Raw genomic sequence first — 26,364 nt, 5'->3', positions numbered from 1 at the left:
CGGATCGAGCGGCCCAGCCTGGGTCGCGGATGAAGGAGAGTGCGTGAACCAGGGGCACCCGCAGTCGGTCGTCGATGCCACTGTGCAGAGTCTGGCCGACCGGCTGCGGGTGCTCAGCGCCGCGGCTCCCCGCACGATCATCGGGCTGTGCGGGGCGCCGGGCGCGGGCAAGTCGACGCTCGCGGCCGAGCTCGTTCGCGAGCTCGGCCCGCGCCTGGCGGTCGTGGTGCCGATGGACGGGTTCCACCTCGCCAACCAGGTGCTGCGCGACCTCGGGCTCGCGGGCCGCAAGGGCGCGCCGGAGACGTTCGACGTCCACGCGTACGTCGCCACGCTGCGCCGGCTCTCCGAGCGCGCTGACCCGGTGGTGTACGTGCCGGAGTTCCGGCGCGAGCTCGAGGAGTCGTTCGCCTCAGCGCTCGCCGTGCCGCGCGAGGTGCCGCTCGTGATCACCGAGGGGAACTACCTGCTGCTGGACGACGGTGCGTGGCCGAAGGCGCGGGCGTACCTCGACGAGGTCTGGTACCTCGACGTCGACGAGCGCGTCCGGCGCGAGCGGCTGGTGGCGCGGCACCGGCGTCACGGGCGGTCGCTGGACGAGGCGAGCGAGTGGGTGGCTCGGGTCGATGAGCCGAATGCCGCGGTGATCGCTGCGACGGCGCCGGCTGCGGACCTTCGGGTTCGGTTCCGGGACGCGTCGGCCGGGCGCGTCGGGTCGGCGATGCCCGGATGACGACCATGCACGACGTCGCGAAGGCGGCGGGGGTCTCGCAGAGCACCGTCTCGCACGTCCTCAACGGCACCCGGGCGATCGCGCCGAGCACCGAGGCCGCGGTGCGCAAGGCGATCGAGGAGACCGGGTACGTCCACGACGACATCGCGCGGTCGCTGCGGTCGCGGCGCACCAACACCATCGGCGTCGCGACGTCGGCGATCTCGAACATCTACTTCGCCGAGGTCGTCAGCGCGGTGGAGCGTGCGGCGACGGCGCTCGGTCGCATCGTCATGCTCGTCGACACGCACGACGAGCCGGAGCGGGAGTACGAGGCCGTGCGGACGTTCGTGTCGCGGCGGGTGGACGGCATCGTGCTGGCCCCCTCCGCCGAGCCCGAGCGGAGCCTGAGCCTGCTGCACCGCCGCAACGTGCCGACCGTGCTGCTCGACCGGTTCCTCGAGGTCGAGAACGCCTGCGACATGGTGGGTGTGAGCAACGTCGAGCCGACGGCGCAGCTGGTCGACCTGCTCGCGGAGGCGGGGCACACCAACATCGGTTTCGTGGCCGGCCTTCGGGGGCTGGCGACGAGCGAGGAGCGGCTGGAGGGGTTCTCGCGGGGGTTGGCGCGCAACGGGCTGGCCGAGGGGCCTGTGGTGGAGGGGCGGTCGAACGGGGACGAGGCTCGCGCGGCGACGCGCGCTCTGCTGGCGCAGGACGACCGGCCGACGGCGCTGCTCTCGGCCAACAACGCCATGACGTTGGGTGTGCTGCAGGCCATCGGGGACGCCGGGCTCGCCGTCCCCAATGACATCTCACTCGTCTGCTTCGACGACCTGCCGTGGGCGGACCTGCTGTCGCCGCGGCTCACCGTCGCCGCTCAGCCGCTCGCTGAGATCGGGCAGCGGGCGATGCAGATGCTGCACGAGCGGATCGAGAACCCTGAGCTGCCACAGCGGGTGGTGCGGTTGGATCCCACGATCCACCGCCGCGAGTCAGTCGCCCCGCCTCAGGCGGCGTCCGGCTAGGCCACGCTGACGACCCTGTCGCCCGAGCCCTGCTACCACCCGACCGGGTCCACCTCCGGTGGCCCGGCGCCCGTCGCGTGCACGCGGACGAGGACGCTGCCACGACGACTGTTCACCTCGGTGGCGTCGCAGTACCGGAGTCCAACGGGTCAGGTCGTCCGGGTGCAGGTTGAGCACCTCGTGCGGGACGACGTCGCGGTTCGGCGTACGCCGCGTCATGGTGCCCGAGTTGTAGTGCGCCGTACGTCAGGCTGTCTCGGGCGCGTGACCAGCTCGTGGTGTGCGGTGATCCGTCGTTCGTCGAGGCGGTGGGAGGGCCTGAGGTGTTGAAGCGTCTGCGGCGAGGCGCGTGAGCAGTGACCGACGCTCCAGGCCGACTCGCGTCAGTCGTGCGCCGTCGGTCCGTCCCACGGGTTGACGCAAGCCACGCCAAGGGGCTCGAAGTGTTTCGTGTTCCGGGTCGCGACGGTCAAGCCAGCGGACTCGGCGACAGCAGCAATGAGCGCGTCGTCCAAGGGGGTGTGCTCCGGAACGCGGTAAGCCGCGAGGATCCGGGCTGCCGACAAGTCGAAGCCCAGGACACGACCCGCGAACGCAGGCAGGACGTTGTCCTCGAACCAGCGACGCAGGACCTCGCCCTGCTCGGCGTCGGCACGCTCCTTGGCGATCACGCCGCGCTCGATCTCGGCGATGGTGAAAGCGGAGACGAAATGGTCGCCCAAGGGAACTGACGCGGCCCACTCCTCCACAGAGCAGTTGCGCCCTCGCACCCGGAGCGCGGACACCACGTTGGTGTCCAGGAGGTACCTCACAGCTCGGCTGAGCGGGCGGTCAGGCCAAGGCGCTCCGGTTCGAACGTGATGTCAGCGCCCTCGTCGCTGCCCAGGATGTCGACGATCGTGACGGGCTCGTCGGCCAGGGCCCGCGCCAGCAGATCGCGCACTTCCGCCTCCATGGAGCGGTGATGCTGCTGAGCACGTGCACGCAGCGCAGCCTTGGTCCCAGCGGGAAGGTTGCGGATCAGTATCTGCTCCATGGACGACCACCTCCGATATCACGGTCACGATATCACCAGCCCCAGGGTGGCTGCTACGTGCAGCGGACCCCGGAGGCGCTTCGGGCAGGGTCTTGATAGGGTTTTGTTGAAACGTCAACGAAAGGGAGTCCATGCCCAACCTGACCGTGATCATCGGATCCACCCGCCCCGGACGCGCCGGCCTGCCCATCGCGAACTGGCTCGTCGAGCGCGCCGAGCGCCACGGTGGGTTCACGGTCGAGGTGGCTGACCTCGCGGAGATCGACCTGCCGTTCTACGACGAGCCGAACCACCCGCGGCTGGGCCAGTACGTCCACCAGCACACCAAGGACTGGAGCGCGATCATCGAGCGCGCGGACGCCGTCGTCTTCGTGACGCCGGAGTACAACTTCGGCTACCCCGCCGCGCTCAAGAACGCGATCGACTACCTCCACAACGAGTGGCGCGACAAGCCCGTCGGCTTCGTCTCCTACGGCGGTGTCGCGGCTGGCACCCGCGCCGTCCAGCAGCTCAAGCAGGTCGTCACGACGCTGAAGATGATCCCCGTCACCGAGAGCGTCAACATCCCGTTCCACGCCCAGTTCATCGACGGCGGCCGCGTCAAGGCCAACGAGGTCATGGAAGGTGCCGCCGACGCCATGCTCGACGAGCTCCTGCGGCTGGACGGCGCGCTGCGACCGTTGCGCGAGAAGAACGACCGCCAGGCGGCGTGACGGCGTCGCCGCCGACGAGCAGGCTGTCCGGAGGCGAGTCGCTGCTTGACACCGCGCACCCGCGGTAGCACCTTCCTCCCAACGAGGTCCCTGCCGCCCACAAGGAGTCGCTATGGCGGATGAGGCGCGGGTGAGGCTGGTCCGGCCCGCCGACCGCACGGCCGGTCACCCGACGCCTGGCATGCACCGGGAACAGGCCACCAGCACCGAGCGCACGTGGGCCGGCCACGTCACGACCGAGCCAGGAATGGTGTCCGGCTGGCACCACCACGGTGACCACGAGAGCCACATCTACGTGGTGTCCGGGGCCATGCGCATGGAGTCCGGGCCGGGCGGGCGAGACGTGGTCGACGCCGGGCCGGGCGACTTCATCTTCGTCCCGCCGCACACGGTGCACCGCGAGGGAAACCCAGCGACGGAGGACGCCACGGTCGTCGTCGTCCGAGCCGGCACCGGCGAGGTGGTCATCAACGTCGACGGCCCCGAGGCAGCCGACGACTGACAGACGTTCGCGCGGAGACGCGATCTACGCAGTGCTCCGCTACAAGGACCGCCACCGCGACCTGGCACCCGATCAGTCGCCCAGGGCGCGGCCGGCGTCAGCGGTGAGCGCCGCGCCGAGGTAGTGGCCGAACCGCACCATCTTCGTCGCCAGGTACCCCACGTTGGCGGGGGTGACGGGGGTGAGCAGCGGCACCTGCTGCCGGACGTCGATCCCGCCGTCCCGTAGGGCGGCGACCTTGTCGGGGTTGTTGGTCAGCAGGAGTACGGCGTCCGCGCCGAGGTCACGCAGGATGCTCACCGCGGGCCGGTAGTCCCGCGCGTCGGCCGGCAGCCCGAGTGCCAGGTTGGCGTCGACGGTGTCGAAACCTCTGTCCTGCAACGAGTAGGCCCGCAGCTTCTCAACCAATCCGATACCCCTGCCCTCCTGGCCCCGCAGGTACACGACCACGCCAGCGCCCTCCTGCGTCACGGCGGTGAGCGCCGCACGCAGCTGCGGCCCGCAGTCGCATCGGGTCGACGCGAAGGCGTCGCCGGTGAGGCACTCGGAGTGCACACGGGTCAAGACGCCATCGCGGAGGGCGTCGCGGAGGTCACCGCGCACCAGCGCGACGTGCTCCTGACCCGTGCCGGCGTCCCGGTAGCCGAAGGCCCGGAACGTCCCGAGCTCCGTGGGCAGCACGGTCTCGACGACGCGCGCGGTCACGAGGTCAGCTCCGCGACGCGCCGTTCCTGCGCGACCTCCCCGTACAGCGTGGTGCGCTGGCGCAGGGGCCGGCCGGCCGCTCGGGCGATGTCCGCGAGGTCGTCGGGCGTCAGCCCCTGGCCGTGGCTGGCGCCCGCGGCCCGGCTGATGTTCTCGTCCATCAGCGTGCCGCCGAGGTCGTCGACGCCGGCGGCGAGCAGCTGCTGTGCCCCGGCCGGTCCGAGCTTGACCCAGGACGCCTGCACGTGCGCGATGTCGCGCGCGTACGCGATGCGCGCGACGGCGTGCACGAGCACCGTCTCGCGCCACGTCGGCCCGCGCCTGGCACCTTGCTTGAGGTAGATCGGCGCCGCCATGTGCACGAAGGGCAGGCCCACGAACTCGGTGAATCCACCCGTCTCCCGTTGCAGTGCACGGGTTCTCAGCAGGTGCCGTACCCAGTGCGCCGGCCGCTCGACCGACCCGAACATCATCGTCACGTTGCTGCGCAGCCCGACGGCGTGGGCGGTGCGGTGCACCTCCAGCCACTCGTCGGTGGTGATCTTGTCCGGGCACAGCACCGCACGGATGTCGTCATCGAGGATCTCCGCCGCCGTTCCGGGCAGCGACCGCAGGCCGGCGTCCTTGAGCCGCAGCAGGTAGCTCTCGAGCGGCTCCTGCAGCCGGCGCGATCCCTCCAGCACCTCCAGGGCGGTGAAGCCGTGGATGTGCAGGTCGGGCACGCGTTCGTGCACCGCGCGGGTCACCTCGACGTAGAAGTCGCCGTCGAACGACGGGTGGATACCGCCTTGCAGGCAGACCTCCGTGGCGCCGAGCGCCCAGGCCTGCTCGCTGCGATCGGCGATGTCGTCCAGCGTGAGCAGGTACGGCGCCCCCCGCAGGTTCAGCGAGAGCGGCCCCTTGGAGAAGCCGCAGAACCGGCACTTGAACGTGCAGACGTTGGTGTAGTTGATGTTGCGGTTGACGACGAAGGTCACCTCGTCGCCGACGACCTGCCTGCGGATCTCGTCTGCCATCTCGGCCACGGCGTGCACCTCGCCGCCGCGGGCGGCGAAGAGCGCCTCGAGCTCCTCGGCGCCCGGGTCCTGACCCAGCCGCACGCCGTCCAGCACCTCGCGCACCCGCCCGCGCACGGTGCCACCGGCTGACGGGACCGGGCTCGGGTCGACGCCGGCGCCCGAGAACCACGCCGTCGACCGCCGGCCCACCTGGATCACCTCCGCGCCGGTGCCGACGTTCACGGCGTCGCGGTGGCGTTCCGGCCACAGCGCACCGGGGTCGTCGCGGCCGAGCAGATCGGCGTCGGCGCGGTCCAGCACGGGGAAGCGCGTGGCCGCGTCGAGCCAGCGCTCGGGCCGCGCGGCGAGCTCGGGGTAGATCGTCAGCCGTGGCGCGAGCTGGTGACCGGCTCCCTCAGTGGCGGCGCGCAGCTTCTCCAGAGACGGCCACGGTCGCTCGGGGTTCACGTGATCGACCGTCACGGGCGACACCCCGCCCCAGTCGTCGATGCCCGCGGCCAGCAGACCCGCGAGCTCGTCCGGCTCGGTGAGGTTCGGCGGGGCCTGCACGTGCACGTCGTCCGGCAGCACGAGGCGCGCGAGGGCGATCGCGCGCAGGTGGTCGTCCCGCGGGCACGGGGCGGCGGCGCGCATCGCCGTGCCGGGCTTGGGCAGGAAGTTCTGGACGATCACCTCCTGCACGTGCCCGTACGTGCGATGCGCCTCCGCGATCGCCACGAGCGCCTCGAGGCGGTCGGCCTCCGTCTCGCCGATGCCGACCAGGATCCCGGTCGTGAAGGGGATCGCGAGACGGCCTGCCGCCTGCAGCGTCGCCAGCCGACGAGCGGGCAGCTTGTCGGGGGCGCCGCGATGGGCCACCAGGTCCGCGCGCAGGCTCTCGATCATCATGCCCTGCGACGCGCAGGACGCCCGTAGCGTCGCGAGGTCCTCCTCGCTCAGCGCGCCGGCGTTGCTGTGGGGAAGCAGGCCGGTCTCCGCGAGCACCAGAGCGGTCATCTCGGCCAGGTAGCCGACCGTCGACACGTGCCCGTGCGCCGCCAGCCACTCGGCGGCCTCGGGGTAGCGCAGCTCGGGCGCCTCGCCGAGGGTGAAGAGCGCCTCGTGGCAGCCCGCGGCGGCGCCCTGCTCAGCGACGGCGAGCACCTCGTCGGGCTCCAGGAACGGAGCCGTCGCCGTCCGCGGCGAGTGGGCGAACGTGCAGTAACCGCAACGATCGCGACACAGCTGGGTGAGGGGGATGAAGACCTTGGGGGAGAAGGTCACTCTCGTGCCGAACAGGGCATCGCGCCGCTCGCGGGCCAGTCCCGTGAGGGAGCTGGTCGAGAGCTGCATGAGCGTCCGGGCGCGGGCATCCCACCGTGGCTGCATCCCGCCATCGTGTGGGCGCAGCCTCATGCCCGCCGCAACACGCGCTCAACGGAGGCACAACGCCCTGGGCGAAGACGTCGACCGCACTCAGTCGGCTGTGGTACCCATCCACCATGAGCCAGTCCGCGGCCGAGAAGGTCGCCGACGTGCGCGCGCCCGTCGTGCTCGTGGTGGACGACGACGCGGCCATCCGCACGGTGGTCCGCTGGCAGCTGGACGACGCCGGGTTCCGCGTCGTGGAGGCCGACGACGGGCCGTCCGCGCTGCGCCGGATCCGCGACGACCACCCGTCGCTGGTGGTGCTCGACCTGTCGCTGCCGCGGCTCGGCGGCCTGGACGTGCTGCGATCCGTGCGGGGCGGCCAGACCGGCCGGTCGGACATGCCGATCATCGTGCTGTCGGGTCGCAGTGGTGAGACGGACCGGATCGTCGGCCTCGATCTCGGGGCCGACGACTACCTGGTCAAGCCGTTCTCGCCCGGCGAGCTCGCCGCGCGCGTGCGGTCAGTGCTGCGGCGCAGCTCCTCCGAGCTGTCCGGCGAGGCCATCGTCGTCGGCACGCTCCGCGTGGAGCCCGCCAGCCGGCGCGTGCTCCTGGGCGGCGCGGAGGTCGACCTGACCCCGAAGGAGTTCGACCTGCTGGCGTTCCTCGCGGCGCACCCGCGGCACGTCTTCACCCGCAGCCAGCTGGTCGACCGGGTGTGGAACGCCTCGTCCGAGTGGCTCGGCGAGGCGACCGTCACCGAGCACGTGCACCGGCTGCGGCTCAAGCTGGAGAAGGACCCCTCGCACCCGAGGCTGCTGCGCACCGTGCGCGGTGTCGGGTACCAGCTGGTGGAGCCCGAGTGAGCACCGTCGAGCTGTCGCACCTCGGCGCCGGCCTCGGCCCCGAGGACGCGCGCGAGGTGCTCGACCGCCAGGCCGAGGTGCTGGAGCTCATCGCCCGGGCCGCCGCGCTGCCCGACGTCCTGACCCGGATCCTCACCTCCCTCGAGGAGCTCATCCCCGGCGCCCGGTCCTCGGTGCTGCTCCTCGACCGCGAGGGCGGGACGCTTCACCACGGTGCTGCGCCGAGCCTTCCGGCGCAGTACGTCGCCGCGATCGACGGCATCTCGATCCGGGAGGGCGCCGGCTCCTGCGGCACGGCCGCCGCGCTCAACGCACCGGTCGTCGCCATCGACGTGCGAAGCGACCCGCTGTGGGTGGACTTCCGGGACGTCGCCGAGGCGGCCGGCCTGCGCAGCTGCTGGTCGACCCCGATCGACGGGCGCGACGGGCTGCCGGTCGGCACGTTCGCGGTCTACCACCCGCAGCCGCACCGCCCGTCCCGGCGAGAGGAGCTCCTGGTCGACCGGTTCAGCCACCTGGCCTCGGTGGCCATCGAGCACGCCGGCCTGCTCGCCGACCTCGTCGAGAGCGAGGAGCGGTTCCGCCGGTCGTTCGACGACAACTCGCTCGGGATGGCGATCGTCGCGGCCGACCGCGTCATCGCCACGAGCAACCGGGCACTCACCACGCTGGCGCAGGCCGGATCCGGGCTGGTCGGCCGTCCGCTGGCCGAGCTCATGACGGCTCGCGGCCGCTCCCTGGATTCGCTGCTCGACGACCTCGACGGCAACGGCGGCGGCCCCATGACGTTCGAGGCCACCCTGCACCGCGACGACCGCCACGACGTCGAGGTGGAGGTGACGGCCTCGCTGCTGCACCACCGGGCCGGCGGCACGGAGCAGTACGTCGTCAACGTGCTCGACCTGACCGAGCGGCGCGCGGCCGAACGCGACCGGCGGGCGCGGCTCGAGGCCGAGACGGCCCGCCGGACGGCCGAGGAGCTCTCGCACGCCAAGTCCGAGCTGCTCGCTGCAGTGGGACACGAGGCCCGGACGCCGATCCAGGCCATCGTGGGCTTCGCCGAGCTGCTCGACACCATCGACCTCGACGAGGCGCGGCGGCGCGAGGCGCTGGGCTACATCGGCGCCGCGGCCCGGCACGTCATCGACCTCCTCGCCGACGTCCTGGACCTCAGCCGCCTCGAGGCCAACGCCCTCCCGCTCGACCTCGAGCCGGTGTGCGTGCGCGAGGTCGTCGTCGAGGTGTTCGGCCTGCTCTCGGCCAAGGCTGAGCAGCGGCAGGTCCAGCTGTCGCACGAGATCGCGGACGACGTCGTCCGCGCCGACCGGCGGCGGCTGCGGCAGGTGCTGCTCAACCTCGTCGGCAACGCGATCCGGCACGGGAACGTCGCCGGCCGGGTCGACGTCCGCACCCGCCCGGCGCCGGACGACGCCACGGTGCTCGTGTCGGTCGACGACGACGGTCCCGGCATCCCCCCGGACCTCCTGCCACGGGTCTTCGCGCCGTTCGCCCGAGCTGAGCCGAAGCCGGCGCCCGACGACGGTGGCGGCCCGGGCGACCTCACCCAGGACGAGAGTGTCGGGCTCGGGCTGGGCCTGGTCCACGGACTCATGAGCGCCATGGGCGGTGACCTCCGCGTCGACAGCACGGGACCGGACGGCACCTCGATGCTGCTGCGACTGCCCCGCGCCGAGGCGACGGCTCCGTGACGCCGCGCGCCTCGCACCGGGTGACGGCGGTCGTCCCGGTCAAGCCGCTCGCCCTGGCGAAGTCCCGCCTGGCGCTCGCCCCGGCGCAGCGACAGTCGCTCGCGCTGGCCTTCGCCGTCGACACGGTCTGCGCGCTCACCGGCAGCCCCCTGGTGGCCGGCGTGCTCGTCGTGACGGCGGACCCGATCGTCTCCGACCGCCTGCGCGAGCTGGGAGTGCGAGTCGCCGAGGACGACGCCAGCGGTCTGGGCGCGGCGGTGCACCACGGGCTGCAGGTCGCGCGCCGCTGGACGCCGGACGCCGGAGTCGCCGTGGTGCCGGCCGATCTTGCCTGCCTGCGGCCCGACGACGTGACGCAGGTGCTGACCGCCGCGCAGGCCACGCGGGGCGCCTTCGTGCCCGACCGAGCGGCGACCGGCACGACGCTGCTGGTGCAGCCGACCGGGCACCTGGCCGCCGCCCACTACGGCCCGGGTTCGGCGGCGCGACACCGCCTGATGGGCCTGGTGGCCCTCGACGACGCACCGGCCCGCGCGCGCCACGACGTCGACACCGTCGACGACCTGAGGGCCGCGCAGGCGCTCGGCGTCGGGCCGCAGACCGCCGCAGCGCTGCTCGCCGTGGACGGCCCGGTCGGCGAGGTCGCCTTCTGAGGCATCACGCCTCCTCGCTCGCCGCCCACCCCGTCACCCGGACGATGCGGCACACGAGCACGCGGTGGAAGGGCTTGTCGCGATACTGCGGGACGGCCCGGGCCAGCCGGTCGGTGAGGTCGTCCACCACTGCGGCCGGCGGGTCGTCCAGGTGCTCGAGGTCCGCTCGCACCCACCACAGCTTCGACCAGTCATCGGTCTCCCAGCGCTCGATGAGCAACGAGCCACGAGGATCGGCGGCCAGGTTGTCCTCGCGCTGCAGCCGCGACGACGCCTTCGGCTTCACCGTGTCGATCGGCACGCCGACGTGGCCGTCGTCGGTCACGGCGTACACGACGGGCTGCGGGTCGGGGCCGCGTTCGGGGTGCAGGGTACACAGCACGCCGTGCACCTGCTGGCTCAACCGCGCTCGTGCGACGTCCTCGGTCAGCCTCATCGATCGCTCCTCGGGCTCGTGGTCGGTGGGCCGGTGCGCGTCGACCAGCCTCGTCGATCCGAAGCCGCCGAACCATCACGCGTTCCTCAACAACTGCCGCGACGCCTTGACCGGCCCGACCACGCACGGCGACCTTGTCGGCATGAACCTCGCGACGTGGGTCGAGCGTCACGGGCGCGACCTGCGCCACCGGCCGGCGCTGGCCACCGGTGACCGCGTGCACGCGACGTGGGAGGGCTTCGCCGCCCGCACCGCCGGTGTGGCAGCGGGGCTGCGCGGTGAGCACGGCCTGGTCCCCGGCGACCGGGTCGCGATCGTCATGAAGAACCGGCCCGAGTACCTCGAGGCGATGTACGGCGCCTGGCACGCCGGTCTGGTCGCGGTGCCGGTGAACGCCCGGCTGCACCGCGACGAGATCGCCTACATCCTCGACCACAGCGGCACGCGGCTCGTCGTCACCGACGCCGAGCACGCCGACGACGTCGAGGCCCTGCTCGACACGGTGGAGTCGCTGCAGGCGGTGGTGCTGGCGCCCGGAGAGCAGTGGGACCGCCTGGCCGGCGCCTCGCCGATGCGGCTGCTCGACCGGCGTCCGGACGACGCGGCCTGGCTCTTCTACACCAGCGGCACCACCGGACGGCCGAAGGGCGCCACCCTGACGCACCGCAACCTGCTCATGGCCTCCCTCAGCTACTTCGCCGACATCGACGCGGTGTCGGCCGACGACAGCGTGCTGCTCGCCGCCCCCCTGTCGCACGGCGCCGGCCTGTACGGGTTGCCGCACGTGGCCCGCGGCGCCGTCAGCGTGTTCCCGAAGTCGGCCGCGCTGGACGGCCCCGAGCTGCTGACCCTGACCAACCGCTGGCCGGGGATGTCGTTCTTCGCGGCACCCATCATGGTGAAGCGGCTGGCGGCCGACCCGGCGCTCGCGGGCGCTGACCTCTCGCGGTTGAAGACGATCATCTACGGCGGCGCGCCGATGTACCTCGAGGACCTCGAGGCGGCGCTCGAGGCCTTCGGCCCCCGCCTCGCCCAGATCTACGGGCAGGGCGAGACACCCATGACCATCACCGCCCTGTCCAAGGCCGACCACGCCCCGCGCGACGACCCGCGACGGCGCGACCGCCTGCAGAGCGTCGGGTTACCCCGCACGGACGTCGAGGTCCGGGTCGTGGATCCCTACGACCGCGAGCTGCCCGTCGGTGAGGTCGGGGAGGTGGTGGTGCGCGGCGACGTCGTGATGGCCGGCTACTGGGGCCAGCCGGAGGCGACCGAGGAGACGCTGCGCGGCGGCTGGCTGCACACCGGGGACGTGGGCAGCTTCGACGACGACGGCTACCTCACCCTGCGCGACCGGTCGAAGGACCTCATCATCAGCGGCGGCATGAACATCTACCCGCGCGAGGTGGAGGAGGCGCTGCTCACCCACCCGCAGGTCGACGCCGTCGCGGTCGTGGGCCGGCCGGATGCGGAGTGGGGTGAGGCTGTGGTGGCGTTCGTCGTTGCCGCAGAAGGGGTTCAGCCGTCGGTCGACGCGCTCGATCGCACGTGCACCGAGCGCATCGCGCGTTTCAAACGGCCCAAGGAGTACTACTTCGTCGAGGCCTTGCCCACCAACAACTACGGCAAGGTCGTCAAGCGCGAGCTGCGCGAACGAGTGCGTAGCCAGACCGCTCATCGTTGAGCAAACCATGAGCGCCACAAGGCTTGTGACGCGCTCACGCCACCTGGTGAGGTACCAGACACAGCACCGATCGAGGAGATGTGTGCCCCATGAAGCTCGCCCTCTACCTGCCGAACTTCCGCAACCACGTGACGGTGCAGGAGCTCGCCGACCTGACCGATCTCGCCGAGGAGCTCGACTTCGACTCGGTCTGGACCCTTGACCGCGTCGTCGTCCCTGAGGCCTCCGACCGCGGGGAGCTGCAGTACTCCTTCGGGATGATGAAGGAGTTCCCACCGCAGCTGCCGGTCGAGTCACGCGGCAAGTGGTTCCAGGGCTGGCCGCTGCTGCCCTGGCTGGCGGCGCGCACCTCCAAGGTGCGCATCGGCATGAGCATCACCGACACGCCGTACCGCTCGCCGGGCGTCTTCGCCGCCGAGTGCGCCACGATCGACCACCTGTCGGGCGGCCGGCTGAACGTCGGCCTCGGCGCCGGCTGGATGCCGGAGGAGTTCGCCGCCTCGAGCGCGAGCCACCTCTTCCCGCGGCGGCACGCGCACGTGCGGGAGACGATCGAGATCTGCCAGGGCATCTGGGGCAACGAGACGTTCGAGTACCACGGCGAGTTCGCCGACTTCGACCCGTGCGGTTTCGGGCACCAGCCGCTGCAGAAGCCGCACCCGCCCATCTACTTCAGCGGCCTGCGTGACCCCAAGCGCTCGGCCAACCGCGTCGCGAAGTACAACCTCGCCGGCTGGATCGGCATCCAGGACACGCCGCGCGAGCTCACCGAGTGGCGCACCGCCATCGCTCGAGAGCTCGAGGAGCTCGGCCGGTCGATCAACGACCTCGAGATGTGCAGCATGATCTGGTTCACCATCACCGACGAGCCGACGGACCAGACCGACAACGGCAAGGTGTCGAACATCCTCGTTGGCACCGAGCAGCAGATCACCGACATGCTCAAGCGCTACAAGGAGGCCGGGCTCACCATGCCCCTGCTGTGGCCGCCCTTCGCCGACGTGCCGGTGTCCAAGACGCTCGACGACCTGAAGCGACTGAAGTACGACATCATGCCGAAGGTCGAGGCGGCCTGACGCGCGTCCCCCCCCGCGCTGCGTCAGGCGGGCGTCGGGGAGGCGGGGGCGAACGCCTCGAGCACCTGCTCGGCGTACGCCATCGCCTCCCCGGCGTCGACGTCCGGGGACCCCACCCGAGGCGAGAAGTTGAGGTCCACGAAAACCTCGGTGACACCTTGCTGGCTTAGTGCCGCAACGTCTTCGAGGATCTGCTCGCGGGTGCCGTGCAGTGGCGGCCGCGGGTCGTCGAGCGCGTCGTTCACCAGCTCGACGACGCCCCGGACGACGATCCGCAGCGCGTCCGGGTCACGGCCGGCCTCCCGCGCTCCGTCCCGCACCGCCTCGACGGAGCGCCCGATCGTCGTGAGGTCCTGGCGGCTGCTGCTGATCCACCCGTCCGCCAGCCGTCCCGCCCGGCTCAGGGCAGCCGGGGCTGCGCCGCCCAGAAGCAGCGGCGGGTGCGGGCGCTGCACCGACTGCACGCCCGTGTGCGATGGCGGCACGGTGTAGAACTCGCCGGCGAACTCGACCGGGTCGTCGGTCCACAGCGCGAGCAGGCAGCGCAGGTACTCCTCCATGCGCGCTCCGCGGCGCTCGAACGGGACGCCGGTCGCGGCGTACTCCTGCTGGAGCCACCCGATGCCCAGACCGACGGTGAGCCGCCCGTCGGACAGCACGTCCAGCGTCGTCATCTGCTTGGCCAGCACGGCCGGGGCGATGAAGGGTGCGCAGATCGTCGCCACGCCGAGTCCGATCCGCTCGGTGTGGCCCGCGACGTAGGCCAGCGGCAGCAGCGGGTCGTGCACGGCCCGGTACGCCGGCGCGTCCGCGGGGCGCGTCGCGGGGTTGTGCCGCGCCTCGTGCTGAAGGTCGCGGCTGCTGTCGGCCGGGCGCAGCACGCGCTGGAACGTCCACAACGACGCGTACCCCAGCTGCTCTGCGCGGCGGGCGACGTGCAGCATGTTCGACGGTGTGGCCCAGCTGCCCGACACCGGCAGGCCGAACCCGATCAGCGGCATGGTCAAGGATCGACCTTGCTACGGCAGCGTCGCAAGCGATGGCACCATCGGCGCATGATCGCCAGCACCCCCGAGCCGCCGTACACGGCCGTCATCTTCACGTCGCTGCGCACCGAGGGTGACCACGGGTACGCCGTCATGTCCCGCCGCATGACGCAGCTCGCGGCCGAGCAGCCGGGCTTCCTCGGCATCGAGTCCGCGCGTGAGGACGTCGGCATCACCGTCTCGTACTGGGCGGACGACGCGGCCGCCCGGGCCTGGAAGCAGGTCGCGGAGCACGTGGTCGCCCAGGAGCGCGGACGGTCCGCCTGGTACAGCGACTACCAGGTGCGCGTCGCCACCGTCACCCGCTCCTACGGCCCCGACGGCCCCCGCTGACGACGCCCGGGCGACGGGTGTCGGGCCTGAGAGGATCCGGTCATGGACCTGCTGACCGTGTACGGCGCCGCGCGGCGCGACGAGGAGGTCGCCCGGCTCCGGCGCGTGCTGGCGCTGCGCGCGCTCGTGGCCGCAGGGATGAGCCAGCGCCTCATCGGTGAGGCCGTCGGCATCACCCAGCCCGCCGTCAGCCAGCAGCTCAAGCACGCGACCGGGCTCGGCGGCGTCCACCCCGAGCTGCTCGTCGAAGCAGCAGGTCCCGTGCTCAGAGCCGTCGCGGCCGACCACAAGTACGCCCGTCTGGCCGTGTTCGGTGCCGTCGCTCGAGGTGAGGCGCAGCAGGGCTCCGTCATCGACCTGGTCGTCGAGCCGCCCATCGGCAGCGGCTCCACCGACTTCGGCCGCTTCCAGGAGCGCCTCGAGCGGATCCTCGACCGCAAGATCCAGCTGGTCGACTACGGCGGCCTCACGCCGGAGGCGGCCGACGAGGTGCGCCGCGACGCGGTCCCGCTGTGACCGAGCCGCTCAGGCCAGCGGGTCGCTGGCCCGCACCGGATCAGCGCCGGAGACCGCGCGCCGGTCGTGGTCGTGGTGCCCGTGCCAGTCGAGGCACAGCACCGTCGCATCGTCGCTGAGGGCGTGGCCCGTCGCCTCGAGCACGGCGTCCGCCATCGCGCGGACGGTCTCGCGCGGGTGCAGCGAGCGGGTCTGCTCGATGACCGCAGGAAGGTCGACGCTGGCGGCGTTGCGCTCGAGCATGCCGTCCGTGACGACGACGAGGCGGTCTCCGGGCGACAGCCCGAGCTCGGTGCTGTGGTACGGGCTCTCGGCGAACAAGCCCATGGGCAGGTCGACCGGAAGCGGCACCGGGCGCACTCGACCGTCCCGCGCCAGGTAGGGAGGGAGGTGGCCGGCGTTGACGATCTCCAACGACCCGGTGCGCAGATCGACCCGCCCGAGCAGGCCGGTCACGAAGTCGTCGGTGCCGGTCGTGACGGCGTGCTTGACCAAGGCAGCGCTCGTGCTCGTCACCTGCTCGAGCAGCGACCCGCCCTCACGCCGCGTCCCTCGCAGGCTGCCCATGCAGACGGTGGCGGTCAGTGCCGACAGCACCCCGTGACCCATGGCGTCGGTCACTGAGAAGTGGAGCAGGTCGCGGGCGAGGCTGTAGTCGAAGGTGTCTCCACCGATGCTGGCCGCCGGCTCCAGCCAGGCCGAGAGCGTGAACGCACCGGCCTCGCAGGTCCGGGCCCCTGGCAGCAGCCGTTGCTGGATCTCTGCCGACAGGCTGAACCGGCGCGTGCGCTGCCCCCACTCGAACAGGTCGGTGTGACGACTGTTCGCGATCACGACGAACGCCAGGACGTGGGCGAAGCGGCCGATCTCGGCCAGCGTCCCCCGATCGGGCTCTGCGGGCAGATCCATCTCGAGCAGACCGATGGCCTCACCGCGCTCGCTCACCGGGGCCAGCACCCTCCACCGGCCCGCCCCGCTGGCTCCCGGCACCGCCAGTACCTTCACCGTCTGGGTGCGCAGCGCCTGCTCCGCGGGTCCGCCGTCGAACGGGATGACGGTGGCCGACTCCTCGTCGTCGCGCCGAGGCCGGCGATGGCCGCCGGCGTCACCGGCGGTCGCCTCGTCGATCGGGCTGTGCGCCAGCCGCACCACGGCCCGCCCCGAGGCGTCGGCGATGAGGAGCGACACGGAGGTGGCGCCCAGCGCGGTCCCGAGCTCGCGTGTGACCGACTCGAGCGCTTCTACCGGTGACGACGCCTCGGCGGCGCGCAAGGTCGGCCAGAGCCCGAGGAGCCGGTCATCGTGTGCCACCGCCGAAGCATAGGCGCAGCACCCGATGAGCGGCGCTACGGGCGCCCCGGGCCGTCGTCCGGTGCCAGCCGCGCGAGCAGCTCCTCGCGCACCTTGCGCCGCAGCACCTTCCCGATGATCGACACGGGGAGCGCGTCGACCGCGTACACCCGTCGCGGCACCTTGTACGCCGCGACGTGCTCGCGGCACCCGGCCCGGATCGCCTCGACGTCGAGGGCGACGCCGGGCTCGAGCACCACGGCGGCGACCACCTCCTCGTCGCCCTCACCGGTGGGCAGGCCCACCACCGCGGCGTCCTGGATGCCTGGCAGGTCGCGCAGGGCGTGCTCGACCTCGCTGGGGTAGACGTTGAACCCACCGGTGATGATGAGCTCCTTGATCCGGTCGACGATCGTGAAGTACCCGTCGTCGTCCATCACCACGACGTCCCCGGTGCGGATCCACCCGTCCTGCAGCACCACCTCAGCCGTCTCGTGCGGTCGTTCCCAGTAGCCGGAGAACACCTGCGGGCCACGCAGCAGCAGCTCGCCGGCCTCCCCGTGCGCGAGGTCGCGGGAGGAGTCGTGCCGGTCGACCACGCGCACCTCGGTGGACGGGAACGGCACCCCGATCGAGCCGTTGCGGCGGCCCGGCCCGACCGGGTTGCCCAGCGCGACGGGCGAGGTCTCGGTCATGCCGTACCCCTCCACCAGCAGGCCGCCGGTCACCGACTCCCAGCGCGCCGCCGTCTCGGCCGGCAGCGCCATCGCCCCCGAGATGGCGTACCGGATGGAGGTGAGGTCGACGGCCTGGTCGAGCGCGGCGCTGGCCAGGCGGTCGTAGATCGGTGGGACAGCCGGAAGGAACGTGGCGGGTCGCCGCCGCATCGCCTCGAGCACCATCGCGACGTCGAAGCGCGGCAGCAGCACCAGGGTCGCCCCGATGCTCATCGAGAACGTCAGGCACAGCGTCAGTCCGTAGGCGTGGAACAGCGGGAGGACGGCGTACACGACCTCCTCGCCGTCGACGAGGCCGGGCACCCAGGCTCGACCCTGAGCGGCGTTGGCGCGCAGGTTGCGGTGGGTCAGCACCGCGGCCTTCGGGCGGCCAGTGGTGCCTCCGGTGTACTGCAGCAACGCGACGTCAGCGGCGGCCGGGCGCGGGTGGTCGGCAGGCAGGGGAGGGCTCGCGAGCAGGCGCTCCCAGCGCGCGACACCGGGCGCAGGTGCGGTCATGGCAGCCCGGGTCGCGCGGGCCTTGGCCACCGGTAGCCGCAGGGCGATCCGCTTGAGCGGCGGCAGAGCCGACGGCAGGTTGACCGCGAGCACTGTGCGGGCGCCGAGCGGCTCGGCGATCCGGCGCACCATCGGCGCGACCTTGTCCCACACCACCACCACCGTGGGGCGGTGGTCGCCGAGCTGGTACGACATCTCGTCCTCGGTGTAGAGGGGGTTGTGCTCGACCACGACCGCCCCGAGCCGCAGGGCCGCGTAGAACGCCACCACGTGCTGCGGGCAGTTCGGCAGCACGATCGCGACCCGGTCGCCCGCGCTGACCCCGAGCCGGCGCAGACCCTCGGCCGCCCGACTCACCTCGTCGGCGAGCTGCGCGTACGTCGTCGTCGCGCCGAAGAAGTCCAACGCGACGTGGCCGGCGAAGCGAGCGGCTGAGGCCTCGAGCAGGTCGACGAGGGACTCGTCCGGCACCTCGAGGTCGAGGGGGACGCCGGGCGCGTAGCTGCGCGCCCACGGGCGCTCTTCGCTGCTCACAGGCATCCCTCCTCACCTCGAGCCTAGGGTGCCAGGCGGCGTTCAGGCGCCGTTCCCAGCGGTCGGGTGCGACGACGCAGTGAGACGCTCTCAGGCATGGGCGACGCAGCGCGGCCGGGTGACCTGGACGTTCGGTGGATTCACGGGTCGACGTCGCGTCGGCGGCCGACCGACCCGCCGCTGCAGGTGCACCGCTACCGCGACGACACCATCATCGCCAGGCAGAGCAAGGACGTGACGTTCGAGGCACCATTCGTGTTCCTGCTGTTCGGCGCTGAGCGCGCGCTGCTGCTCGACACCGGTGCGGTGGACGACGACACGCTGCGGCGCGCCGTCGACGACCTGGTAGCCGAGTGGGTCGCCCAGCACCCGCACCCGCAATACGAGCTCGTCGTGGCGCACACCCACGGTCACGGCGACCACGTCGCCGGCGACCCCTCCTTCGCCGGCCGACCGCACACGGTGACGGTGGGCCGGTCGGTGCAGGACGTGCGAGCGTTCTTCGGTTTCACTGCCTGGCCCGACCAGGTGGTCGAGTACGACCTCGGTGGACGCCGCGTCGAGCTGCTCGCGATCCCCGGCCACCACCCGGCGTCCCTCGCCGTGCACGACGAGCGCACCGGGCTGCTGTTCACCGGTGACTCCGTCTACCCAGGGCGGCTCTACGTCGAGGACGTCCACGCCTTCGTCGAGAGCCTCGACCGGCTCGTCGACTTCGCGCAAGCGCGTGAGGTCAGGCACGTGCTCGGCTGCCACATCGAGATGACCCGCCAGCCGGGCCGCGACTACTACCTGGGATGTCGGCACCAAGCCGACGAGCCCCCGCTCCAGATGACCCTCGCGCAGCTGCGCAGCGTGCGGGACGCGGCAGCGTCCGTCGCCGCTCGACCCGGGATCCATCGCTTCGACGCCTTCGTGATCTGCAACGGCACGGGGCCGCGCACGCAGCTGCCGCTGGTGGCCCGCGCCCTCGCGGGCCGCGCTCGCGACGCGGTGCGGCGTGCGCGGTGACGGCAAACCGGCGAGGACGACGGCCCGGGCCTAGGCGCTTCCGCTCCACGGGGCGGGCGACAGCACCCACACGATCTCGGCGCCGCGTGAGGTGCTCGGGTTCTCCCAGGTGTGCGGCTCGTTGCCGCGCAAGGTGAGGGCGTCACCGGCGGTGAGGCGCTCGCGCCGGTCGGCGAAGACGAGATCGACGGTGCCCTTGATGACGTAGGCGACCTCGATCTCGCAGTTGATCGTGTAGAGGTCGGGGCCGCCCGTGGCGCCGGGCTCAGCGGTCGTGTGCACCACCTGCACGCGCGGCTGGCCGCGCGGCGTCATGAGCTTCTCGGCCACGCCGGTGCCACCGAGGTTGATCGCCGGCGCCGAGTCGCGACGCACCAGCTCGACGTCCGGGGCGCTGAACAGCGAGCCCGGGTTGATGCTGATCACCTCGCAGATGGTGATCAGCGACGCGACGCTGAGCGACGTCTCGTCCCGCTCCACGCGGCTGAGGAATCCCTTGGTGAGGCCGGCCGCCGTCGCCAGCTGCTCGAGCGTGTAGCCGTGAGCCTTGCGTGCGGCTCGCAGCCGCGCACCGAGCCGCGCGCCGTCGGCGGTGGGGGAGACGGGCAGCGGCCGCATCGCGCTCCTCAGGTCATGGGGGCCAACCGGGTCGACGCCAGACTAGTTGCCGGCCAACGGCTCCAGCTGCAAGGCCACGGCCCGCACCGGTGCGCCGTCCGCCGCCTCCAAGGCGATGGGGAAGCACGAGACGACCGGGTCCGGCCAGTCGATCGCGGCGACGTTGGTGAAGTTCTCGCCGATGACGCCGCCGGCCTCGGCGATGAGGTGGTGCACGGGGAAGCCCTCGCCGGGGTGGTCGTCGTCCGGCGTCTCGTCGAGGTTGATGGCGTCGATGCAGATGGTGCGCACACCGGTGTCGAGGATGCGGCGGCACGCGCCGGCGTCCAGGAACGGGTTGGCGAAGTACGAGGGCGTCCCGTAGCGCGTCGACCAGTCGGTGCGCAGCAGCACGATCACGCCGGGGCCGAGCCGCGAGGCCACCGGTGCCAGGTGGTCGTCCCAAGTGATCCGGCCGCGCTCGCCGGCGGCGGTGGCATCGACGACGACCGCGGGCCCGAAGAAGCGCTCGAGCGGCAACGCGTCGATGCGCGGCGTCGCAGCGTCGAAGTGGAACGGCGCGTCGACGTGCGTGCCCGTCTGCGAGCCCATCGACACCGACAGCAGGTTGAAGCCGTCGCGCTCGATGGTCGAGTGCGTCGTCAGTCGGGGCTCGGGATCACCGGGGTAGACGACGGTGCCGGGGCCGACGGTGACCGAAAGGTCCACGATGCGAAGGATCCTCATAGGAAACAACTATTGCATCTCATGCAACTCCGCGACTAGCCTCCGTCGAAGTCGTTCGCAGCGCAACGAAGCGCCCACCGAGGGAGACCCATGAGCGAGCTCCAGCACGACGCAGCGCCCGGCGCGACGTCGGAGGTCCGCCGCCCGCGTGCCACCGAGGTCGAGCAGCACGGCATCGACACCATCCCGCCCGAGCACCGGCATTCGCGCCCCCTGGACCTGTTCCGCATCCAGTTCGGCGGCGCCAACACCTTCGCCACGATCATCCTCGGCACGTTCCCGGTGCTGCTCGGCCTGTCGCTGTGGCAGGCGGTCGCGGCCACCGTGGTCGGGGTCGTCGTCGGGTCGCTGTTCCTCATGCCGATGGGCCTGTTCGGCCCGCTGACCGGTACGAACAACGCCGTGAGCTCGGGCGCGCACTTCGGCGTCCGCGGTCGCGTCGTGGGCTCGTTCCTGTCGCTGCTCACCGCGATCGCGTTCTACTCGATCTCGGTGTGGGTCAGCGGTGACGCGGTGGTCGGTGCCCTCGTGCGCCTGACGAGCATCAACGACTCCGAACTGTTGCGCGGCATCGTCTACGCGATCCTCGGCGCCATCGTGATCGTCGTCGTGATCTACGGTTACGCCTTCATGCTGCTGGTGAACAAGATCGTCGTCGTCGGCAACACGGTGCTGATCCTGCTGGGCGCGTTCGCCTACACGAGCAAGGTCGACCTCGGCTACGACCCCGGCTCGAGCGCATACGCCCTCGGCTCGTTCTGGCCCACGTTCGTGCTCTCCGCCCTGATCGTCATGGGCAACCCGATCTCGTTCGGCGCGTTCCTCGGCGACTGGTCGCGCTACATCCCCAAGGCGACGTCGGCCACGCGGCTCCTCGGCGCCACGTTCGGTGCGCAGCTCATGACCCTCGTGCCGTTCCTGTTCGGCGTCGTGACCGCGACGTTGGTCGCCGGCGACGCGGACTACGTCGTCGCGCTCATCAACCTCTCGCCGGCCTGGTACGCGGTGCTGCTGATCGTCGTCGCGTTCCTCGGCGGTCTGTCGACCGGCATCACGTCGCTGTACGGCACGGGGCTCGACTTCTCGTCGGTGTTCCCGCGGCTGTCGCGCGTGCAGGCGTCGCTGTTCATCGGCTCGCTGGCGTTCGTCTTCATCCTCGTCGGGCGCCTGGCGTTCGACCTGGTCGGCAGCGTCAACGCGTTCATCGGCGCGATCGTCATCTGCACGACGCCGTGGATGGTCATCATGACGATCGGGTACGTCGTGCGCCGCGGCTACTACCGCGAGAGTGACCTTCAGGTGTTCAACCAGGGCCGGCTCGGTGGGGCCTACTGGTTCAACGCCGGCGTCAACTGGCGCGGCATGGCGGCGTGGATCCCCTCGGCGATCCTCGGCCTGCTCTTCGCCAACTACCCGCCGCTCATCGAGGGACCGTTCCGCAACGTCGCGGGCGGCGTCGACCTCAGCCTCGTCGTCGCCATCGGGTTCGCCGCGATCTCCTACGTCGTGCTGCTGTACGTCTTCCCCGAGCCGCGGTACGCGTTCGGGCCTGATGGCTCACGCTGGGTGCCGACGCGCGACGTGACGATGCCGGAGATCACCGATGACCACCGGGCCTCTGAGCACCGCGCCCGCAAGCGTGCGACCGTGGGAGAGGCATGACGACCGAGGGGGGTAGGCAGGTGCAGGACAACAGCTCCGGGCTGCCGCGCATCACGACCGGGGGACGGATCGGGCAGGTCGACGCCACCGTCGTCCCGCGCTTCGCCGGGCCGGCGACGTTTGCCCGGCTGCCGCGCATCGACGAGGTGTCGGACGTCGACGTCGCGGTGGTGGGCGTGCCGTTCGACTCGGGCGTCTCGTACCGCCCAGGGGCGCGGTTCGGGCCGGCACACGTCCGCGAGTCGTCCCGGCTGCTGCGGCCGTACAACCCGGCCGCGGACGTCGAGCCCTTCGCCAGCCAGCAGGTCGTGGACGCCGGTGACATCGCCGTCAACCCGTTCCACCTCGAGGACGCGATCCAGCAGATCGAGGCCGGTGCGCGCGCCCTGCTGGAACGCGCCGACCGGCTCGTCACCATCGGCGGCGACCACACGATCGCGCTGCCGCTGCTGCGCGCCGTCGCGGCCAAGCACGGGCCGGTGGCGGTGGTCCACTTCGATGCGCACCTCGACACGTGGGACACCTACTTCGGCGCCGAGTACACGCACGGGACGCCGTTCCGCCGTGCGTCGGAGGAGGGGCTGGTCGATCGCAGCGCCTGCCTGCACGTCGGCACGCGGGGCCCGCTGTACGCGCGGCAGGACCTCGTCGACGACCGCGACCTGGGCTTCGCCATCGTCCCCAGCGTCGAGATCGACGACCTCGGCGCCCGGGGCGTGATCGAACGGATCACGGCCCGCGTCGGCGAGCGGCCGGTGTACCTGTCGGTCGACATCGACGTCCTCGACCCGGCGTTCGCGCCCGGCACTGGGACGCCGGAGGCTGGCGGCATGACGAGCCGAGAGCTGCTCGCGGTGCTGCGCGGGTTCGCCCACCTCAACCTCGTCGGCTGCGACCTCGTCGAGGTCGCGCCGGTCTACGACCACGCGGAGATCACCGGCATCGCGGCCTCTCACGTGGCCTACGAGATGCTCTCGGCCCTCAGCCCGCGCGAGACCCGCGACCAGGAGGTGCAGGCGTGACCGTGGACGACGACGTGCTGGCCACAGCGGCGGCGTTGGTGCAGGCGTTCGGCCGGCATGACACCGATGCGTACTTCGCGAGCTTCGCCCCAGAGGCGACGTTCCTCTTCTACACCCATGACGCGGCGCTGAGGTCGCGCGATGCCTATCGGCAGCTGTGGAGCGGCTGGGAGACAGACGGATTCCGCGTGCTGTCGTGCTCGTCGTCGGACCAACACGTGCAGCAGCTGACGGAGAACGTTGCCGTGTTCACCCATCGGGTGCACACGAGGGTGCGCACAGGGCAGGATGAGGAGTCGCTCGACGAGCGCGAGACCATCGTCTTCCGCCGCGAGGACGACGGCCGTTGGCTCGCCGTCCACGAGCACCTCTCACCGACACCCACCGCCTGAGCCGCAGGAGCTGCAGATGACCCAGTACGCCGTTGTCGACCCCGCCACCGGCGAGAAGGTCAAGGAGTACCCGACCGCCACCGACGCCGAGGTGATGGAGGCCGTCGCGAACGCGCACACGACGTACCAGGAGTGGGCACGTGAGGCGTCGGTCGCCGAGCGGGCCCGCCTCGTCGGTCGCGTCGGCGAGCTGCACACCGAGCGTCGCCAGCAGCTCGCCGAGATCATCGTGCGCGAGATGGGCAAGCCGCTCGACGACGCGCTCGGTGAGGTCGACTTCAGTGCCGCCATCTACGGCTACTACGCCGACCACGCCGAGCGCTTCCTCGCCGACGAGCCGATCGACCTGCTGGACGGCGAGGGGTCGGCGGTGATCCAGCGCCGGCCGGTCGGCGTGCTGCTCGGGATCATGCCGTGGAACTTCCCCGACTACCAGGTCGCGCGCTTCGCGGCCCCGAACCTCGCGGCAGGCAACACGATCGTGCTCAAGCACGCGCCGCAGTGCCCGCAGACCGCCGAGGCGCTGCAGCAGATCTTCCTCGACGCCGGCTTCCCGCCGGGCGCCTACGTCAACGTCTACGCCACCAACGAGCAGGTCGCCGACGTGATCGCCGACCCGCGCGTGCAGGGCGTGTCGCTCACCGGTTCCGAGCGCGCCGGGGCGGCCGTGGCCGAGATCGCCGGGCGCAACCTGAAGAAGGTCGTCCTCGAGCTCGGCGGGTCGGACCCGTTCATCGTGCTGAGCACCGACGACCTCGACGCCACGGTCGACGCCGCCGTCGCTGCGCGCCTCGACAACACCGGCCAGGCCTGCAACGCCGGCAAGCGCTTCATCGTCCACGAGGGCATCTACGACGACTTCGTGGCGCGCTTCACCGACAAGATCCTGCAGAGCGCGGTGGCGCCGCTGTCGTCGCAGGCGGCCGCGGAGCGCCTGGAGAGCCAGGTGTCGCAGGCGGTCTCGGACGGCGCGTCGCTGGCCTCGGCGGGGGAGCGGCAGGGCACGACGTTCCCGCCCGGCGTCCTCACGGGCGTCCGACCTGACGCCGACACCTACCACGAGGAGCTCTTCGGGCCTGTTGCGATGGTGTTCAAGGCGATGGACGAGGACGACGCCGTGCGCATCGCCAACGACACGCCGTACGGTCTCGGCTCCTACGTGTTCACCACCGACGCCGAGCAGGCGCAGCGGGTGGCTGACCGCATCGAGGCGGGCATGGTGTTCGTGAACGGCGTCGGCGCCGAGGGCGTTGAGCTGCCGTTCGGTGGCGTGAAGCGCTCCGGCTTCGGCCGCGAGCTCGGGCGCTTCGGCATCGAGGAGTTCGTCAACCGCAAGCTGGTGCGCGTCGTCCGCTGACCCGCTCGCCCGGCCCCTTGCTCGGTGATCACGTGAACAAGGCTCCCCAGCACTTCACGCGGCGTTCACGCCCTGTGAAGTGCTGGGGGACCTACTTCACGTGATCACCGCAGAGGGCGCCGGACGACGCTAGGGGAGGCGGACGACGAGCTGGCCGTTGGCGTCCACCTGCGACTCCACGACACCGGACCGCGACTCCACGAACGCCCGGAAGGTCGAGAAGCCGAGCGTCTTCTCCTTGAACGCGGGGTTCATCCGCTGCATCTGGCTCTTCACCCCGCCCGCGTAGACCCACTCGTCGTCGCTCTTCTGCAGGCCCACGCGCACGGCGCGCACCAGCAGTGACGTCGCCTCCGCCTCGGCCGGTGACTCAGCTGGTGACTCGGCTGGTGACTCGGCCGGTGACTCGGCCGGGGCAGCCACCTTCTGGGCGGCGGCCTTCTTGGCGGTCTTCTTCGCCGTCTTCTTCGCCGTCTTCTTCGCCGGAGCCTCCTGGGCGGCCGCAGCCCGGTCGGGGGTCTGCGCTGATGAGGTCTTCCCGGCGGCCGGCTGCTTGGCGGCGGGCGGCTTCAGGGGCGCGACGCCCGGCAGGTCGGCGTAGTCGATGAACTCGTCGCACGCGGAGACGAGGGCCCGACCGGTCGATCCCGCGACGCCGATGCCGACGACGTACCGCCCGAGCCGCTTGCAGCGCTGGGCCAGGGGGACGTAGTCGGAGTCGCCAGCCACGAAGACCACGTGCGAGATGTCGGGGTGGCGCACGAGATCCTCGACGGCGTCGACCGCCAGCCGGATGTCGGCGCCGTTCTTGACTCCTGACATCGTGAAGAGCTGGACGAGGTCGATCGACCAGCTGACGAGCGGCGCCTTGTACGCGGCGTTGGCCGGCACCGACCAGTCGGCGTACGCGCGGCTCAGGGCCACCGTGCCGAAGGAGGCGGCGTAGTCGATGATCGCGCCGATGTCGATCTCGCCCTCGGCCAGCTTCACGTCGATCGGGTCGGTCGAGTCGGCGGCGCGACGGTGATCGCGCGCCTGGTCCTTGCGCCAGGCTCCCGCACCGTGGGCGCTGTCGTAGCGCGAGATCACGACGTTGTCGAAGTCGATGTACACGGCCACCCGATCGCTCATGG

At 71.6% G+C, this 26,364-nt stretch carries 27 protein-coding genes; 16 read left to right on the top strand and 11 right to left on the bottom strand.

Features of this window, described 5'->3' with window-relative positions; translation table 11 throughout:
* Positions 1 to 43: 43 nt before the first annotated feature.
* A complete protein-coding gene (locus tag ASD06_RS01910; protein WP_235502177.1) occupies positions 44 to 733 on the top strand; it encodes a nucleoside/nucleotide kinase family protein in 690 nt (229 codons plus the stop codon).
* Positions 730 to 1,740 carry a LacI family DNA-binding transcriptional regulator gene (locus ASD06_RS01905; RefSeq protein WP_056672354.1) on the top strand — a complete coding sequence of 337 codons (1,011 nt, stop codon included), beginning with the start codon at positions 730 to 732 and terminating at the stop codon, positions 1,738 to 1,740. Before ASD06_RS01910 ends, ASD06_RS01905 begins: the two co-directional genes overlap by 4 nt.
* Before the next feature lie 383 nt (positions 1,741 to 2,123).
* Here ASD06_RS01905 and ASD06_RS01900 read toward each other — a convergent pair whose 3' ends face one another.
* Together ASD06_RS01900 and ASD06_RS01895 are read right to left on the bottom strand one after the other, a co-directional pair.
* On the bottom strand, positions 2,124 to 2,552 hold the full coding sequence (locus ASD06_RS01900; RefSeq protein WP_056672352.1) for a type II toxin-antitoxin system VapC family toxin: 429 nt from the start codon (positions 2,550 to 2,552) through the stop codon (positions 2,124 to 2,126).
* Complete coding sequence (locus ASD06_RS01895; RefSeq protein ID WP_056672350.1) at positions 2,549 to 2,776, bottom strand: Arc family DNA-binding protein; 228 nt, start codon at positions 2,774 to 2,776, stop codon at positions 2,549 to 2,551. The genes ASD06_RS01900 and ASD06_RS01895 overlap by 4 nt, the downstream gene beginning before the upstream one ends.
* Before the next feature lie 131 nt (positions 2,777 to 2,907).
* On the opposite strand from ASD06_RS01895, the gene ASD06_RS01890 reads away from it, so the two are divergent.
* Together ASD06_RS01890 and ASD06_RS01885 are read left to right on the top strand one after the other, a co-directional pair.
* Entirely contained in the window at positions 2,908 to 3,489 is a 582-nt protein-coding gene (locus ASD06_RS01890) for an NADPH-dependent FMN reductase (protein ID WP_056672349.1), read from the top strand.
* A gap of 112 nt (positions 3,490 to 3,601) precedes the next feature.
* A complete protein-coding gene (locus ASD06_RS01885) occupies positions 3,602 to 3,991 on the top strand; it encodes a cupin domain-containing protein (RefSeq protein ID WP_056672348.1) in 390 nt (129 codons plus the stop codon).
* A 72-nt stretch (positions 3,992 to 4,063) separates the two neighbouring features.
* Here the strand turns inward: ASD06_RS01885 and ribA are convergent, their stop codons facing one another.
* On the bottom strand, positions 4,064 to 4,696 hold the full coding sequence (gene ribA, locus ASD06_RS18670) for a GTP cyclohydrolase II (protein WP_056672346.1): 633 nt from the start codon (positions 4,694 to 4,696) through the stop codon (positions 4,064 to 4,066).
* Positions 4,693 to 7,083, bottom strand: coding sequence for a bifunctional FO biosynthesis protein CofGH (locus tag ASD06_RS01875; RefSeq protein WP_056672345.1), 2,391 nt, complete (start codon positions 7,081 to 7,083; stop codon positions 4,693 to 4,695). Before ASD06_RS01875 ends, ribA begins: the two co-directional genes overlap by 4 nt.
* A 113-nt stretch (positions 7,084 to 7,196) precedes the next feature.
* On the opposite strand from ASD06_RS01875, the gene ASD06_RS01870 reads away from it, so the two are divergent.
* Genes ASD06_RS01870 through cofC form a run of 3 tightly spaced genes read left to right on the top strand, consistent with a single transcriptional unit; the run spans position 7,197 to position 10,293 of the window.
* On the top strand, positions 7,197 to 7,931 hold the full coding sequence (locus tag ASD06_RS01870; RefSeq protein ID WP_056672343.1) for a response regulator: 735 nt from the start codon (positions 7,197 to 7,199) through the stop codon (positions 7,929 to 7,931).
* Positions 7,928 to 9,640: a GAF domain-containing sensor histidine kinase gene (locus tag ASD06_RS01865; protein ID WP_056672341.1), complete on the top strand. Its 1,713-nt coding sequence runs from the start codon at positions 7,928 to 7,930 to the stop codon at positions 9,638 to 9,640. Before ASD06_RS01870 ends, ASD06_RS01865 begins: the two co-directional genes overlap by 4 nt.
* Positions 9,637 to 10,293 carry a 2-phospho-L-lactate guanylyltransferase gene (cofC, locus tag ASD06_RS01860; RefSeq protein ID WP_056672339.1) on the top strand — a complete coding sequence of 219 codons (657 nt, stop codon included), beginning with the start codon at positions 9,637 to 9,639 and terminating at the stop codon, positions 10,291 to 10,293. The genes ASD06_RS01865 and cofC overlap by 4 nt, the downstream gene beginning before the upstream one ends.
* 4 nt (positions 10,294 to 10,297) lie before the next feature.
* Here cofC and ASD06_RS01855 read toward each other — a convergent pair whose 3' ends face one another.
* Positions 10,298 to 10,729 (bottom strand): pyridoxamine 5'-phosphate oxidase family protein, encoded by a 432-nt coding sequence (locus tag ASD06_RS01855; RefSeq protein ID WP_056672337.1) that lies wholly within the window; start codon positions 10,727 to 10,729, stop codon positions 10,298 to 10,300.
* Between the two features lie 142 nt (positions 10,730 to 10,871).
* Between ASD06_RS01855 and ASD06_RS01850 the strand changes: the two genes are divergently transcribed.
* Together ASD06_RS01850 and ASD06_RS01845 are read left to right on the top strand one after the other, a co-directional pair.
* Positions 10,872 to 12,413 carry an AMP-binding protein gene (locus tag ASD06_RS01850; RefSeq protein WP_056672984.1) on the top strand — a complete coding sequence of 514 codons (1,542 nt, stop codon included), beginning with the start codon at positions 10,872 to 10,874 and terminating at the stop codon, positions 12,411 to 12,413.
* Positions 12,414 to 12,502: 89 nt separating this feature from the next.
* The gene (locus tag ASD06_RS01845) at positions 12,503 to 13,489 is read left to right on the top strand and encodes an LLM class flavin-dependent oxidoreductase (RefSeq protein ID WP_056672335.1); all 987 of its coding nucleotides are present in this window, start codon (positions 12,503 to 12,505) and stop codon (positions 13,487 to 13,489) included.
* 23 nt (positions 13,490 to 13,512) lie between these two features.
* Here the strand turns inward: ASD06_RS01845 and ASD06_RS01840 are convergent, their stop codons facing one another.
* Positions 13,513 to 14,490 carry a TIGR03619 family F420-dependent LLM class oxidoreductase gene (locus ASD06_RS01840; protein WP_056672334.1) on the bottom strand — a complete coding sequence of 326 codons (978 nt, stop codon included), beginning with the start codon at positions 14,488 to 14,490 and terminating at the stop codon, positions 13,513 to 13,515.
* Positions 14,491 to 14,544: 54 nt separating this feature from the next.
* On the opposite strand from ASD06_RS01840, the gene ASD06_RS01835 reads away from it, so the two are divergent.
* Both ASD06_RS01835 and ASD06_RS01830 read left to right on the top strand, forming a co-directional pair.
* The gene (locus ASD06_RS01835) at positions 14,545 to 14,868 is read left to right on the top strand and encodes an antibiotic biosynthesis monooxygenase (RefSeq protein WP_056672332.1); all 324 of its coding nucleotides are present in this window, start codon (positions 14,545 to 14,547) and stop codon (positions 14,866 to 14,868) included.
* Between the two features lie 42 nt (positions 14,869 to 14,910).
* The gene (locus tag ASD06_RS01830) at positions 14,911 to 15,384 is read left to right on the top strand and encodes a nucleotidyltransferase domain-containing protein (RefSeq protein ID WP_056672330.1); all 474 of its coding nucleotides are present in this window, start codon (positions 14,911 to 14,913) and stop codon (positions 15,382 to 15,384) included.
* Between the two features lie 9 nt (positions 15,385 to 15,393).
* On the opposite strand, the gene ASD06_RS01825 is transcribed toward ASD06_RS01830, so the two are convergent.
* The gene (locus ASD06_RS01825; protein ID WP_056672328.1) at positions 15,394 to 16,695 is read right to left on the bottom strand and encodes a PP2C family protein-serine/threonine phosphatase; all 1,302 of its coding nucleotides are present in this window, start codon (positions 16,693 to 16,695) and stop codon (positions 15,394 to 15,396) included.
* A 35-nt stretch (positions 16,696 to 16,730) separates the two neighbouring features.
* Entirely contained in the window at positions 16,731 to 18,443 is a 1,713-nt protein-coding gene (locus ASD06_RS01820) for a long-chain-fatty-acid--CoA ligase (RefSeq protein WP_235502175.1), read from the bottom strand.
* 96 nt (positions 18,444 to 18,539) lie between these two features.
* On the opposite strand from ASD06_RS01820, the gene ASD06_RS01815 reads away from it, so the two are divergent.
* Positions 18,540 to 19,454 (top strand): MBL fold metallo-hydrolase, encoded by a 915-nt coding sequence (locus ASD06_RS01815; protein WP_082537579.1) that lies wholly within the window; start codon positions 18,540 to 18,542, stop codon positions 19,452 to 19,454.
* Positions 19,455 to 19,484: 30 nt separating this feature from the next.
* Here ASD06_RS01815 and ASD06_RS01810 read toward each other — a convergent pair whose 3' ends face one another.
* Both ASD06_RS01810 and ASD06_RS01805 read right to left on the bottom strand, forming a co-directional pair.
* Positions 19,485 to 20,072 (bottom strand): helix-turn-helix domain-containing protein, encoded by a 588-nt coding sequence (locus ASD06_RS01810; RefSeq protein ID WP_056672324.1) that lies wholly within the window; start codon positions 20,070 to 20,072, stop codon positions 19,485 to 19,487.
* Positions 20,073 to 20,114: 42 nt separating this feature from the next.
* A complete protein-coding gene (locus ASD06_RS01805; protein WP_056672323.1) occupies positions 20,115 to 20,798 on the bottom strand; it encodes a cyclase family protein in 684 nt (227 codons plus the stop codon).
* Positions 20,799 to 20,888: 90 nt separating this feature from the next.
* Here ASD06_RS01805 and ASD06_RS01800 point away from each other — a divergent pair, with 90 nt between their 5' ends.
* Genes ASD06_RS01800 through ASD06_RS01785 form a run of 4 tightly spaced genes read left to right on the top strand, consistent with a single transcriptional unit; the run spans position 20,889 to position 25,231 of the window.
* A complete protein-coding gene (locus tag ASD06_RS01800; protein WP_082537578.1) occupies positions 20,889 to 22,460 on the top strand; it encodes a cytosine permease in 1,572 nt (523 codons plus the stop codon).
* Positions 22,457 to 23,482 (top strand): agmatinase, encoded by a 1,026-nt coding sequence (gene speB / locus ASD06_RS01795; RefSeq protein ID WP_082537577.1) that lies wholly within the window; start codon positions 22,457 to 22,459, stop codon positions 23,480 to 23,482. The genes ASD06_RS01800 and speB overlap by 4 nt, the downstream gene beginning before the upstream one ends.
* Positions 23,479 to 23,874 (top strand): nuclear transport factor 2 family protein, encoded by a 396-nt coding sequence (locus ASD06_RS01790; RefSeq protein WP_056672321.1) that lies wholly within the window; start codon positions 23,479 to 23,481, stop codon positions 23,872 to 23,874. Before speB ends, ASD06_RS01790 begins: the two co-directional genes overlap by 4 nt.
* 16 nt (positions 23,875 to 23,890) lie before the next feature.
* A complete protein-coding gene (locus tag ASD06_RS01785) occupies positions 23,891 to 25,231 on the top strand; it encodes an NAD-dependent succinate-semialdehyde dehydrogenase (RefSeq protein WP_056672319.1) in 1,341 nt (446 codons plus the stop codon).
* A gap of 129 nt (positions 25,232 to 25,360) precedes the next feature.
* Here the strand turns inward: ASD06_RS01785 and ASD06_RS01780 are convergent, their stop codons facing one another.
* A complete protein-coding gene (locus ASD06_RS01780) occupies positions 25,361 to 26,362 on the bottom strand; it encodes an NYN domain-containing protein (RefSeq protein WP_056672317.1) in 1,002 nt (333 codons plus the stop codon).
* Positions 26,363 to 26,364 lie beyond the last annotated feature (2 nt).

This window comes from Angustibacter sp. Root456 (assembly GCF_001426435.1).
Lineage (GTDB): Bacteria > Actinomycetota > Actinomycetes > Actinomycetales > Angustibacteraceae > Angustibacter.
This window is presented reverse-complemented; position numbering and strand designations above follow the sequence as displayed.

Coding starts and splice junctions, on each gene's coding strand:
- ASD06_RS01810 (WP_056672324.1), bottom strand. CDS start 20,072: ATGCGGCCGCTGCCCGTCTCCCCCACCGCCGACGGCGCGCGGCTCGGT.
- ASD06_RS01905 (WP_056672354.1), top strand. CDS start 730: ATGACGACCATGCACGACGTCGCGAAGGCGGCGGGGGTCTCGCAGAGC.
- ASD06_RS01835 (WP_056672332.1), top strand. CDS start 14,545: ATGATCGCCAGCACCCCCGAGCCGCCGTACACGGCCGTCATCTTCACG.
- ASD06_RS01885 (WP_056672348.1), top strand. CDS start 3,602: ATGGCGGATGAGGCGCGGGTGAGGCTGGTCCGGCCCGCCGACCGCACG.
- ASD06_RS01890 (WP_056672349.1), top strand. CDS start 2,908: ATGCCCAACCTGACCGTGATCATCGGATCCACCCGCCCCGGACGCGCC.
- ASD06_RS01815 (WP_082537579.1), top strand. CDS start 18,540: ATGGGCGACGCAGCGCGGCCGGGTGACCTGGACGTTCGGTGGATTCAC.
- ASD06_RS01850 (WP_056672984.1), top strand. CDS start 10,872: ATGAACCTCGCGACGTGGGTCGAGCGTCACGGGCGCGACCTGCGCCAC.
- ASD06_RS01895 (WP_056672350.1), bottom strand. CDS start 2,776: ATGGAGCAGATACTGATCCGCAACCTTCCCGCTGGGACCAAGGCTGCG.
- ASD06_RS01840 (WP_056672334.1), bottom strand. CDS start 14,490: ATGCCGCTGATCGGGTTCGGCCTGCCGGTGTCGGGCAGCTGGGCCACA.
- ASD06_RS01870 (WP_056672343.1), top strand. CDS start 7,197: ATGAGCCAGTCCGCGGCCGAGAAGGTCGCCGACGTGCGCGCGCCCGTC.
- ASD06_RS01800 (WP_082537578.1), top strand. CDS start 20,889: ATGAGCGAGCTCCAGCACGACGCAGCGCCCGGCGCGACGTCGGAGGTC.
- ASD06_RS01830 (WP_056672330.1), top strand. CDS start 14,911: ATGGACCTGCTGACCGTGTACGGCGCCGCGCGGCGCGACGAGGAGGTC.
- ASD06_RS01855 (WP_056672337.1), bottom strand. CDS start 10,729: ATGAGGCTGACCGAGGACGTCGCACGAGCGCGGTTGAGCCAGCAGGTG.
- ASD06_RS01780 (WP_056672317.1), bottom strand. CDS start 26,362: ATGAGCGATCGGGTGGCCGTGTACATCGACTTCGACAACGTCGTGATC.
- ASD06_RS01785 (WP_056672319.1), top strand. CDS start 23,891: ATGACCCAGTACGCCGTTGTCGACCCCGCCACCGGCGAGAAGGTCAAG.
- speB (WP_082537577.1), top strand. CDS start 22,457: ATGACGACCGAGGGGGGTAGGCAGGTGCAGGACAACAGCTCCGGGCTG.
- ASD06_RS01845 (WP_056672335.1), top strand. CDS start 12,503: ATGAAGCTCGCCCTCTACCTGCCGAACTTCCGCAACCACGTGACGGTG.
- ASD06_RS01805 (WP_056672323.1), bottom strand. CDS start 20,798: ATGAGGATCCTTCGCATCGTGGACCTTTCGGTCACCGTCGGCCCCGGC.
- ASD06_RS01875 (WP_056672345.1), bottom strand. CDS start 7,083: ATGCAGCCACGGTGGGATGCCCGCGCCCGGACGCTCATGCAGCTCTCG.